This is a genomic window from Pseudomonas tremae (assembly GCF_023278125.1).
Taxonomy (GTDB): Bacteria; Pseudomonadota; Gammaproteobacteria; order Pseudomonadales; family Pseudomonadaceae; genus Aquipseudomonas; species Aquipseudomonas tremae.
The window spans coordinates 39,695-51,575 of record NZ_CP066270.1 but is presented as its reverse complement, the minus strand read 5'-3'; the positions used below and the strand labels follow the sequence as shown (position 1 = coordinate 51,575).

The 11,881-nt window shown below is 58.7% G+C and carries 11 protein-coding genes; 2 read left to right on the top strand and 9 right to left on the bottom strand.

Features of this window, described 5'->3' with window-relative positions:
* Nucleotides 1-110 precede the first annotated feature (110 nt).
* Nucleotides 111-974, top strand: coding sequence for a type III secretion system major pilin HrpA (locus tag I9H09_RS26860; RefSeq protein ID WP_122346908.1), 864 nt, complete (start codon nucleotides 111-113; stop codon nucleotides 972-974).
* A gap of 127 nt (nucleotides 975-1,101) precedes the next feature.
* Here I9H09_RS26860 and I9H09_RS00245 read toward each other — a convergent pair whose 3' ends face one another.
* The 7 genes from I9H09_RS00245 to exbB form a co-directional block, all read right to left on the bottom strand.
* On the bottom strand, nucleotides 1,102-2,409 hold the full coding sequence (locus I9H09_RS00245) for a CitMHS family transporter (RefSeq protein ID WP_005887737.1): 1,308 nt from the start codon (nucleotides 2,407-2,409) through the stop codon (nucleotides 1,102-1,104).
* Between the two features lie 457 nt (nucleotides 2,410-2,866).
* On the bottom strand, nucleotides 2,867-4,264 hold the full coding sequence (locus I9H09_RS00240; RefSeq protein ID WP_054989908.1) for an aminoacyl-tRNA deacylase and HDOD domain-containing protein: 1,398 nt from the start codon (nucleotides 4,262-4,264) through the stop codon (nucleotides 2,867-2,869).
* An 86-nt stretch (nucleotides 4,265-4,350) separates the two neighbouring features.
* Complete coding sequence (gene recG / locus I9H09_RS00235) at nucleotides 4,351-6,426, bottom strand: ATP-dependent DNA helicase RecG (protein WP_122311220.1); 2,076 nt, start codon at nucleotides 6,424-6,426, stop codon at nucleotides 4,351-4,353.
* An 11-nt stretch (nucleotides 6,427-6,437) separates the two neighbouring features.
* Nucleotides 6,438-7,361 (bottom strand): hydrogen peroxide-inducible genes activator, encoded by a 924-nt coding sequence (locus tag I9H09_RS00230; RefSeq protein WP_005887731.1) that lies wholly within the window; start codon nucleotides 7,359-7,361, stop codon nucleotides 6,438-6,440.
* Nucleotides 7,362-7,453: 92 nt separating this feature from the next.
* Nucleotides 7,454-8,176 carry an energy transducer TonB gene (locus I9H09_RS00225; protein ID WP_122346909.1) on the bottom strand — a complete coding sequence of 241 codons (723 nt, stop codon included), beginning with the start codon at nucleotides 8,174-8,176 and terminating at the stop codon, nucleotides 7,454-7,456.
* A complete protein-coding gene (gene exbD, locus I9H09_RS00220; RefSeq protein ID WP_005887725.1) occupies nucleotides 8,173-8,598 on the bottom strand; it encodes a TonB system transport protein ExbD in 426 nt (141 codons plus the stop codon). Before exbD ends, I9H09_RS00225 begins: the two co-directional genes overlap by 4 nt.
* 3 nt (nucleotides 8,599-8,601) lie before the next feature.
* Nucleotides 8,602-9,576, bottom strand: a complete 975-nt coding sequence (gene exbB / locus I9H09_RS00215) for a tonB-system energizer ExbB (RefSeq protein ID WP_236502349.1) — start codon at nucleotides 9,574-9,576, stop codon at nucleotides 8,602-8,604.
* 211 nt (nucleotides 9,577-9,787) lie between these two features.
* Here exbB and I9H09_RS00210 point away from each other — a divergent pair, with 211 nt between their 5' ends.
* Complete coding sequence (locus I9H09_RS00210) at nucleotides 9,788-10,636, top strand: SDR family oxidoreductase (protein ID WP_122324864.1); 849 nt, start codon at nucleotides 9,788-9,790, stop codon at nucleotides 10,634-10,636.
* Nucleotides 10,637-10,683: 47 nt separating this feature from the next.
* Here I9H09_RS00210 and I9H09_RS00205 read toward each other — a convergent pair whose 3' ends face one another.
* Both I9H09_RS00205 and I9H09_RS00200 read right to left on the bottom strand, forming a co-directional pair.
* Complete coding sequence (locus tag I9H09_RS00205; protein ID WP_005887719.1) at nucleotides 10,684-11,421, bottom strand: hypothetical protein; 738 nt, start codon at nucleotides 11,419-11,421, stop codon at nucleotides 10,684-10,686.
* 55 nt (nucleotides 11,422-11,476) lie between these two features.
* On the bottom strand, nucleotides 11,477-11,857 hold the full coding sequence (locus tag I9H09_RS00200; protein WP_024668924.1) for a RidA family protein: 381 nt from the start codon (nucleotides 11,855-11,857) through the stop codon (nucleotides 11,477-11,479).
* Nucleotides 11,858-11,881 lie beyond the last annotated feature (24 nt).

The window sequence follows — 11,881 nt, the reverse complement described above, 5'->3', positions numbered from 1 at the left end:
CTGAACGCGAAACTCGCCGCCGAGCGCCATAGCCATGGCAACGGATGCCCCACAGCAAGGAACTCATTACAGCGAAGCGCCACTCAGCGGCAGTAAAAGGAGTTTGCTCAATGAATATAACGTCACTCACATCAACCGCCGGCAAAAGTCCGACCGCTCAAGGCACAGAAAAAATTTCCATTCCCGACTCCTCGCGCATGATCAATGCGGGTTCGACGAGGTGGTTGAACAGGAACCGTAGCGTCATCGGTAACCACATCAGCACCAGTATCGAAAAAGGGAAACTGTTCGAGTTGGCCTCGCTGGGTGACAACATGTTCGGTGTTCCTGCCATTGCAGTGCGCAACTCGACATATCGTCCTGTTTTGAGGTTCGAGCCCGACCACAATCAGGACTTAAACCTGGTCGAAGTGTCTATGCAGGACAGCGCAGGCAAGCTCAATCCTTGGCAGCCGTCACCCGACGAAATGGCTCCACCCTCGCCTGCATCTCTGCCAGACGCGCAAGCCAGTTCTGCTTCGTCATCATTACCGCGCATGCCACCCGCAGGCGCGACGTTGAGTTCGTTGGGCACTGCGTTAAATCAGGCACAGCGCCACAGTGCGCGTGTGGATAAGTCTGTTGCGAGAAGTTCTGGCCAAGACGAGAGGAACGGGGCAAGGATCAATGCAAAGCAATCAAAGCCCGTAGCGACTAAAGATTGTGACGATCCTCAGACAACTCATTCTGATCTCGACAGGCAACAAGATGCAGACCCGCGCCCTGCTGAAGGTATGAACAGCATGGGAGAGCATCAGAATGAAATGCATCACGCTGAAGCGCTTCTCAAAGCCAAATCAGATTTGCAAACCCGGGAGGCGATGCACAAACAGCATATGGACGTGCTTGATGCCATCCAGTCTGGTCGTGAGGACTCCTTCGACAAGAAGATCAGCGCTACCGACGAGAACGCCAAGGGCATCAATTATGTGTGACCTGCCCCTCGGCGATAGAAAACGCGCCTTGAAGCGCCCTGCTGCGTTCCGTGCATAAATACCCCAAACGCAAAAACTCGCCGTCAACGGTCAAGTCGACGGCGAGTCTCTGGTAGCGCAGCGAGGCTTACATGCTGCTGTAGAGCGGGAAGATGCCCATCAGCAGTGCGGCAACCAGAATGCACATGCACACCAGAATCGCCCATTTCAGGGTGAAGCGCTGATGGTCACCGAACTCGATACCGGCCAGAGCAACCAGCAGGTAGGTCGACGGCACCAGCGGGCTGAGCAGGTGAACCGGTTGACCGACAATTGAAGCGCGGGCCATTTCCACAGGGCTGATGCCGTAATGAGCGGCGGCTTCAGACAGCACTGGCAGCACCCCGTAGTAGAACGCGTCGTTGGACATGAAGAAGGTAAACGGCATGCTCACCAGCGCAGTGATGACAGCGAGGTAAGGGCCCAGTGCGTCCGGGATAACTGCCAGCAGGCTTTTCGACATCGCGTCGACCATGCCAGTGCCAGACAGGATGCCGGTGAAAATGCCGGCGGCAAAGATCAGGCCTACTACTGCCAATACGCTACCGGCGTGGGCCGATACGCGATCCTTTTGGTCCTGCAGGTTCGGGTAGTTGATGATCATCGCGATACTGAAGGCGATCATGAACAGTACCGGCAGCGGCAGCAGGCCCATGATCAGGGCAACCATCAGCGCCAGGGTCAGCGCGCCGTTGAACCAGATCAGTTTTGGACGACGTGCATCCGGAAACTGCGAGACGCTGATTTCACTGTGGTCGACTTCATCACCTTTGAGGTGCAGTTCGCCAAGACGGGCGCGCTCGCGTTTGCCGTAGAAGTAGGCAATCGCCAAGATCGCAACCACACCGGCCAGCATGGCAGGGATCATCGGTACGAAGATATCGGATGCATCGACGTGCAGCGCACTGGCCGCACGAGCGGTCGGGCCGCCCCACGGCGTCATGTTCATCACGCCGCCTGCCAGAATGATCAGGCCGGCCATGATGCGCGGGCTCATACCGACGCGGCTGTACAGCGGCAGCATGGCAGCAACGCAGATCATGTAAGTGGTCGCGCCATCACCGTCGAGGGACACCACCAGCGCCAGCACCGCGGTGCCGATCGAGATGCGCATCGGGTCGCCTTTGACCATTTTCAGGATCTTGCGCACGGCCGGGTCGAACAGGCCGGAGTCGATCATCAGCGCAAAGTACAGAATGGCGAACATCAGCATCACGCCAGTCGGCGCGAGCTTGGTAATACCGGCGAGCATCATCGGGCCGATCTGCGACGCAAAACCGCCGAACAGGGCAAAGATGATCGGAACCAGAATCAGAGCGATGAGCGCAGTCAGGCGCTTGCTCATGATCAGGTACATGAACGCAATAACCATGGCAAAGCCAAGGAAAGTCAGCATGGGAATACTCCAGACGTCAAACGGCTACAGAACGTGAATTGAACCAGTCAGCTCAGCAGATCGGTACGTGGAGTGGGGGCGCAAGAAGGGTGTACACAGAGAAGTCAGCAAGCATCGGAATCACCATTATTGTTGTTAATTGGGCCTGAAACACCTTGGAGTCCGTTCCTGGCTAACCGGTCTTTTTGCCGGAAGTGAAGCGATGCTAATTGCCCAAGCTTTCACAAAGCTTTCAATCGACGGTTGTGGAAATTTATTGTTGAACAGAGACAGATTGCCGTGGCATCTGGCGTGATGCAGGAGTGGACTTGTCCACGAACTGCCGGGAACCGGCAGCAAAATCGGTGCATACCGAACATCAGACACAACCGAGGCCACCAGGCAGAAGCCCCGTTTCATGGGCCTCCCAGGCAGTCAGCGTTGTGTACAACGCAGGCACTGCCTGCCAACCCACAGGCTACTTACTGAACTGTGACGCCAGTTCGCGCAGCAATACTTCTGCTTCCAGCACTTTTCTTACAGACTCGTTGGCCTTTTCACGGCTCAGGCCGAGTCGGTCGAACAGTTCGTCAGGGATCTCTTGTTCCGGGCCGGCGCCTACGCCATTCGCCCGCAACAGGCGGACCGCCAGATAGACCAGATTGGCATAAGCGTAATGCTCGCCGGCATAGTGGGGGTCGTGTTGAAAGCGCAACGCGGTAGAGAGTTCGTCCGGCATGTCCCAGTAACGCATCAGCCAGGCACCGATCTGCTCACGGCTGATACCCAGCAAGTGATGCTCGATGTAGCTGTGGTGCAGGTGCGGATTGACTTCGAGCTGGCGACAGATCAGCGTGAAGTGCGGCGGGAATACGTGAGCCAGCAATAAATAACCGAAGTTGTGCAGCAAGCCTGCGAGGTAGCTCAGGCCGGCTTCCGGGCGCTTGGCGCGCGGGATCGCGCGGGTCAGGCCTTCGATGACCGCTGCGGTGTAGATCGATTGCTGCCAGTAAGGCGTGGTCTGTTGTGGCTGATCCTTGGGCAGGCTGAGGGTCTTGCCCAAAGCCAGACCAAGTGCAAGATTGATCACCAGATCAAAACCCAGCACGCGGACGATCGCATCTTCGACCGAACGAATCTTGCCGGTCGATGCGTAGTATGGCGATGCCGCCCAACTGACAACCTGTGCAGCCAGCGCCGGATCGGTTTCGACTACGCCAGTGATGTCGTCGATGGTTGCATCGGGATCGACCCGCAGCTTGATGATCTTCTGTGCGGTTCCGGCCAGCGGCGGAATCTCCAGGGTCGCTTCCAGACGCTGCTGAATGCGGCGCGCTGTAAACGCACGCATGGCCTGGGTGATTTCTGCGGGATCATCGTCAGGACGATCAAGGTTCGGATGAATCGACATCACGGACTGGCCGAAGTGAGCCGCGCTGGCTTTGCTCAGCATGCCCTTGAAATCGTCACTGCTGATTTCCAGCAACAGACCCGGTTCGCCCGACCCTACAAGCAGTGTCGGCTCTTGCAGCAGACGATCATCGTAAAGGCATGGTGAGCTGGTCAACGCAGGGAGACCCGGCAATACCTGCAGGTTGTGCTTGGTAAGCATGCGCGCCAGCCGCTCGTGAGAAACGGCGGTCAGTTGTCGGCCGGTCAGCTCGGTGATCCGGCTCAGGTCAAGCAATTGGCTTTGCGGGAACAGGATAAGCAACGCGCCGACAGCGTCCTCGACCAGCACGGCCTGAACCTTGCGTGCCGGAGGCAGACTTTTGTCGTCCACGACTTCGTTGTAGCTGATGGCCAATTTTTCAAGCAACTGCCGGATGACCGACGGTGCATGGTGCGAATCATTGACGTGGGCAACTTCTGTCATGAGCTTTGTCCAAATTCCTACATTTTTTGAAGTATAACCACGTTATTCCGTTTCGGTTGCACGTGGTGTCCAAAGCGTAGCCTGCATCACACCTGGCCATACTGCTGGCCATGACGCAACCATCTGTCCAGCAACGGGCTCACATGTTGCGGCCAGCGCTCAAGCAGGGCCTGGGCTGCGTCGCGGACAGCCGGGAGCAGATCGGCATCGCGCATCAGGTCGGCGACCTTGAATTGCAGCAGGCCCGTTTGTCGTGTTCCGAGCATTTCACCGGGGCCACGCAGTTCAAGGTCTTTTTCAGCGATAACGAAGCCATCGTTGGTTTCGCGCATGATCCCCAGCCGCTGACGACCGATTTGCGAAAGCGGTGGGTGATAGAGCAGCACACAGTGACTGACAGCACTGCCGCGCCCGACGCGCCCGCGCAACTGGTGCAATTGAGCGAGACCGAGGCGCTCGGGGTTTTCGATGATCATCAGGCTGGAATTCGGCACATCGACACCGACTTCGATAACCGTGGTGGCCACCAGCAACTGCAGAGCGCCCTGTTTGAACTCGGCCATGATCGCGGCTTTTTCTACGGGCTTCATGCGCCCGTGGATCAGCCCGACGCGTACCTCGCCCAGCGCGCTGCTGAGCTCTTCGTATGTGGTTTCAGCGGCTTTGCAGGTCAGCTCTTCTGATTCTTCGATCAGGGTACAGACCCAGTACGCCTGCCGGCCCTCGGCACACGCGGCGCGCACACGCTCGACGACTTCCAGGCGGCGACTGTCGGCAACCAGCACGGTATTGACGGGGGTGCGGCCAGGCGGCAGCTCATCAAGAATCGAGGTGTCCAGATCAGCGTAGGCGCTCATGGCAAGCGTGCGCGGGATCGGTGTGGCGGTCATGATCAACTGATGCGGACACATCAGCCCCCCAACGCCTTTTTTGCGCAGCGCAAGGCGTTGCTGAACGCCGAAGCGGTGCTGCTCATCGATGATCACCAGTGCCAGGTTCTTGAACTGCACTTCGTCCTGAAACAGCGCATGAGTGCCCACCACCATCGGTGTACCACTGGCGATCTGTTCCAGGGAGGTGACACGCGCCTTGCCTTTCAGCTTGCCTGCCAGCCACGCTACACCCACGCCCAGCGGCTCGAGCCAGCGCTGGAAGTTGATGTAATGCTGCTCGGCGAGAATTTCCGTGGGTGCCATAAGCGCCACTTGATAACCCGCTTCCAGCGCCTGCAGGGCAGCCAGCGCAGCGACAACTGTCTTGCCCGAGCCCACGTCGCCCTGAATCAGGCGCAGCATCGGCTCTGGCTGACTGAGGTCGTAAGCCACTTCCTTGCCGACGCGTTGCTGGGCACCGGTGGGTGTAAAACCCAAATTGGCGAGAAATTGTTTCGGCAGTTTTTTCGCGAGCTGCAACGCTGGCGCACGCTGCGAGCGCAGACTTTCACGCAGGCGCTGTTGGGAAAGCTGGTGGGTCAGCAGCTCTTCAAAGGCAAGGCGATGCTGCGCCCAATGATGCCCGAGGGCTAATTCATCGACATCAGCATCGGCAGGCGGATGATGCAGATAGCGGATCGCGTCATCCAGCGGCGCCAGTTGATAATCCCGGGCCAGTTCTTCCGGCAGCCAGTCCGGCAGGCTTTTGGGGCCAAGCATCGCCAGACTTTGCTGACACAGCTGACGCAGACGCTGCTGAGTAAGACCTTCGGTAGTGGGATAGATCGGCGTGAGTGTCTGTTCGACGGGCGCAGGTTCATCGCCGGTGATCGCACGGTATTCCGGGTGATAGATTTCCAGCCCGGAAGCACCAGGCCGTGCTTCACCGAAACAACGCAAGTGCGTGCCGCGCTTCATGCTTTCTTTCTGGGCATTGCTGAAGTGATAGAAACGCAGGCTGACAACGCCTGTTCCGTCACCGAGCCTTACCAGCAGGCTGCGACGCTTGCCCATCACCACGTCGGCGCCGCTGACGACGCCTTCGATAACGGCATCCTGACCAGGACGCAACGCACCGATCGGCACGATGCGGGTCCGGTCCTGATAACGCAACGGCAAATGAAACAGCACGTCCTGCAGGTTTTCCAGACCGACCTTGGCCAGCTTTTCTGCCATCGCGTCACCGACGCCCTTGAGCGCCGTGACCGAAACCCGGGAAAGCTCGCTCATTTCTTTTCTGCCTAGCTCGCGACTTGTTTCGGGCGCGCCACTGAGCACAAGCGTGCAGAGTCAGCAAGAATCTCGATGGCTTTCGGCCGCGGGAAGCTCGCACGCCAAGCGATGGCGACGGTACGGAAAGGCACAGGCGGTGTAAGCGGACGCACTTCGATCACGCCAGGGGCGTAATGATGGCTATCGACCGCCGACAGCGGCAGGATTGAAATACCCAGTCCGGAAGCGACCATGTGGCGAATGGTTTCCAGCGAGCTGGACTCGACTGTGGTGTGCCTGGAACCTTCATTGCCTTTGCCCAGTGCAGGGCAGGCTTCAAGTACCTGATCACGGAAACAGTGACCTTCACCCAGCAACAACAGGCTCTTGTCGTTGAGCGCAGAGGCATCGATGGACTCTTTCTGGGTCCAGGGATGATCAGCCGGCATCAGTACCGAAAACGGTTCGTCGTAGAGGGGCAGGGTCAGCACATCGGCTTCGTTGAACGGCAAGGCAATGATGACGGCATCCAGTTCACCATTACGCAGCTTGTCACGCAGCACGTGCGTGAAGTTCTCTTCGATGTACAACGGCATCTGCGGGGCGACCCGATGCAGTTGTGGAATCAGATGAGGGAACAGGTAAGGGCCGACGGTGTAGATCGCGCCGACTTTCAACGGTGCGGTCAGCTGATTCTTGCCTGCCTGGGCCAGTTCGCGAATGCCTTGCGCCTGCTCGAGCACCTTTTGCGCCTGAGCAACGATGCCTTCACCTACAGGTGTCAGACGCACAGCGCTCTTGCTGCGCTCGAAAATCAGCACTCCGAGTTCGTCTTCGAGTTTTTTCACACCCACTGACAGCGTTGGCTGGCTGACATGGCAGCGTTCGGCTGCGTGACCAAAGTGCTGCTCTTGAGCAAGCGTGACGATGTAGCGCAATTCTGTAAGAGTCATAACGTGCGTCCATGAAGTTGCGGCCCCAGCATAGCGGGTGCAATCGATAGACGCACGTTATCAGAAGCACTCATGCGTAACAAAAGTACGATTCAACGCTTATCCAGCGAATAAACGAACGGTGCGAGGATTTCAATGGTGCCGTTGTTAAGGATTTCCTTGGGGGGTTTGGGCAACGGCTGCGCGCGACGGATCATCTCCATGGTCGCCCGGTCCAGCGAAGAGCTGCCCGAACTGGCGGCAATCGAGTAGGACAGCACGTTGCCATCAGCGTCCACAACAAAACGCAAACGGGCAACGCCCTGCATGCCGCGACGACGCGCATCCTCAGGGTACTTCTTGTATTTGCTCAAATGACCGAGCAAATCACCCTGCCAGTTCGGCAACGCGTTGCTGGGTGGCGAAGGCGGAGCAGGCGGCGTCGGAGCTGCTGATTTTTCCGGTTTGGCGGTCGTTGGCGGCGTGTCGACCGGTTTTTCGGCAGCGGGCTCTTCCTTGGGCGGCTCAGGCTTTTTCTGCGGTTTGGGCGGCTGCGGTTTTGGCTTGGGCTTCTCTACTTTCTTGGGCACCACGACTTCCGGCATGGGCGCCTGCTCTTCGGGCACGGGTGGCTGCGGTGGCTCAACGACCTTGGGCGGTGGCGGCGGAGCGGGCTCGGGCACTGGCGCAAGTTCGACCATCATGGCAGCCGGTGGCAATTCGACAGGCTGCGGAGCAGGCCAGCGAACGGCAACAATGATTGCGATAGCGTGCACGGCCAGCACCACCAACAGACTACCGCTATAGCGCGTCAGTTTTTGGCGCGTATTGATCATTTCTTACCAGCCGTCTCAAGACCTACCAGTCCGACCTTCAGGTAACCCGCACTCCGAAGCGTGTTCATGACTTCCATCAGGTCGCCGTAATCGACGCCTTTATCGGCCTGGAAGAAGATCGTAGTGTCCTTCTTGCCTTTGGTCCGCGCATCCAGAACCTGACCGATCTGCTCGCGAGCGACCTTCTCTTCACCGAGGTACAGGCCCTTGTCTGCCTTGACGCTGAGGAAGACAGGCTTTTCAGGCCTGGGCTGCGGCTTGGCCGTAGAGGCTGGCAGGTCGACCTTGATATCCACAGTGGCCAGCGGAGCAGCCACCATGAAGATGATCAACAGCACCAGCATGACGTCGATGAACGGCGTCACGTTGATTTCGTGGTTCTCGGCGAGATCGTCGCCGCCTTCGTTAAGATGCAGGCCCACGTGTTAGCCCACCTTGACCATGTGCGGTTGTTGTTGATTGCGCTCGGTCGGCTCTGGCAAATGATCCAGATCACGGCTGACCAGCAGCAGGACGTGTGCAGAAGCGTCGGAAACCTGTGCCTTGTAACCGGCGATGGAGCGAGCAAACACGTTGTAGATAACTACCGCAGGGATGGCTGCAACCAGACCCAAAGCCGTCGCCAGCAGCGCTTCGGCAATGCCGGGGGCGACCACGGCGAGGTTGGTGGTCTGGGTCTTGGCGATGCCGATGAAGCTGTTCATGATGCCCCATACCGTACCGAACAGGCCCACAAACGGTGCTGTCGAGCCGATAGTCGCCAGCACGCCGGTGCCCATGCTCATGTTCCGGCCACAGGCGGCTACCAGACGTTCGAGACGGAAGCTGACGCGTTCCTTGATACCTTCGCGCTCACGGCTGTTGGCCGACAGGCGCATTTCTTCAAGGGCGTCATGCACCAGCAGATGGGCGAGGGTGCCTTCCTTGCTGGCGCTGGCGCTGGCTTCGTTCAGCGAGCGGGCCTTTTTCAGATTGGCAATCTCGCCGCGCAGCCGACGCTTGGCGCCCAGCAGCTCGAAACCCTTGGATATCCAGATGGTCCACGTGATGATCGAGGCGATGGCCAGGCCGATCATGACCGCTTTGACCACGACATCGGCGTTCTGATACATGCCCCACGGCGACAGGTCGTGCGCCATGCCGAGGCTGTTGTCCTCGGCCACTGGCTCCAGCGCTGGCGCAGGTGCGGCAGCATCTGGTGCGACGGCGTCGGTGGCGGCTGGTGCGCTGGCAGCTGGCGCAGCGGATGGCGCAGCGGATGGCGCAGAAGCCGGTGCCGATTGATCAGCGAGCGCCATTGGTGCGAGCATCAGACTCAAGACAAGGGCTGCGATACCGCGCCATGCACGAGGCAGGCGGGGCAGCTTGGTTGGCGAAGCGATTGATTGAATGCGTGTCATGCTGGCCTGACCTGAGAGAGAAATAGGGGATGGTTCCAGTGCGTCGCGTGAAGCAATCGACGTTCATCGGGAACAAATGGGCTGCCATTATTGCAAATCGTTCTTGTTAACAAAAGTAATACTGTATCTTTTTTACATATTGGCTTGACCGTACGCCTCTCAACGACTCTTTTAAAAGGTGCTGACACCACCTTCCTGTGGAGATATCCGAATGACTGCTCCTTCACTTCTGATTGCCGGCTGCGGCGATATCGGCTCTCGGCTCGCCACGCGGTTGCTGCCACACGGCTGGGCTGTGCATGGGCTGCGACGCACCGTGTCAGAGCTGCCAGCTGGCGTTATCGGCGTGCAGGGTGACTTGTTCCAGCCTGTGAAACCCGCGCAATGGCCTTCGACAACGCTGGACTACGTGGTGTATTGCGCGACGCCCTCACAGCGCGACGAGGCGGGTTACCGAATGGCCTATGTCGAAGGCCTGCGCAACGTCCTGAACTGGCTTGAGCAGACCGGCCAGCAGCCAAAGCGGCTGCTCTTTGTCTCGAGCAGCGGTGTGTATGGCCAACAGGATGGTGAGTGGGTGGACGAGGACTCCGTGACCGAGCCTGGCGGCTACACCGGCACCGTGATGCTGGAAGCGGAGCAGCTTGCCCTGAACAGCGGCTTGCCCGCCACGGCGGTAAGGCTGACAGGCATCTATGGCCCGGGCCGCAACGACCTGTCGAATCGCGTGCGCCAAGGGCACAGCGTCAGGATTGATCCGCCGGTATACGCCAACCGGATTCACGCAGACGATGCCGCAGGCCTGCTGGAACACCTGCTGCAAGCCGATAAACGCGGTGTGGCACTGGAGGCTTGTTATCTGGGCGTCGACGATGATCCGGCCGCGCTGGCCGAGGTGGTGGCGTGGATACGCGATTATCTGGGTGTGACCGAATGGTCTGACGATATCAGCGTGCAGCGCGTTGGCAGCAAGCGTTGCAGCAATGCGAGGGCACGTACGCTGGGCTGGGCACCGATGTACCCGGATTACAAGGCGGGTTACGCAGCATTACTGGGATAGGAAGCTGTTCATGAGCGCCACGTCGGCGCTCATGAATCAACGATCGCTTATTGCTGCTCCAGCAACCAGCGGCGTGCGCCTGGGCGCAGCTCGGGCATCTGGTCCGCTCCGGCGTTGTTCATCGCTTGGAAAATCTCCAGCTGCTTGCCTTTGCGGGCAAATATCCAAGGGTTGCCTTTTTCGGCTTTTTCGAGCCACATACTGTCGTATTCGCCGCTCATGGCTGCACAATCGCCAGCAAGGCACAGAGCGTAGCGGTCGTTTTCCGGAAGCCCCTGCACGCTGCCATCAGGCATGAACTGCACGGTGCTGCCTTGGCCATCGCCTTCTACGATGGTCCATTTGCCACCCATGTAAGCGCCGTACAGGGCTTTTTCAAAGCTGGTACCTGGCTGTGCGCCTTCAGGTGCCGGGGCTTCAGGCTTCTGGAAGTGCTGTTCAGAGCCTGACTCGCTGGCGGCTTGAACCAGTTCGTCGCCCTTCACACTCAGGTCTTCAAAGAAGTTGCCGTAGAAATCGATGTGGAGCTTGCCTTCGGCGGCGCTGACAATCTTGCCTTCACCCAGCTCAAAGCCGTTGGAGTAGATCGCCTGGTTGGTTTTGGAGTTGATCTGCCATTCCAGGTTAGGGCCGTTGGCGAGCAGCGCCTGGCGCAGGTTACCTTGTTTGACGGCGGCATCGATGGCGGTCTGATTGATCCAGGTGCCGTCCGGGTTGCGGTCGGCGTGGCTGGCGCAGCCGCCCAGAATGACGGCGAGCAGCGAGATGGCGAGCGCGGAGCGCATAACGGATTCCTTCCTTCAGGGAGAACGGAGCGCAAATGACGCTCCGTCGGGAAATTTATTCGATGACGAGAATGGCGTCCATTTCGACCTGGGCGCCACGCGGCAGTGCCGCAACGCCGATGGCTGCACGCGCCGGGTAAGGCTGGGTGAAATAGGTGCCCATGATTTCATTGACCTTGGCAAAGTGGCCCAGGTCGGTCAGAAAGATGTTCAGTTTGACGATGTCCTTGAACGAGCCGCCTGCCGCTTCGGCAACCGATTTGAGGTTCTCGAAGACCTGAGTGATCTGGGCTTCGATACCTTCGACCAGCTCCATGGTGCCTGGGTCCAGCGGGATCTGTCCGGACATGTAGACGGTGTTGCCAGCCTTGATCGCCTGGGAATACGGGCCGATGGCCGCCGGGGCTTTATCGCTGGTGATGACAGTCTTGGTCATGAAGAACTCCTGATGATTGGATTG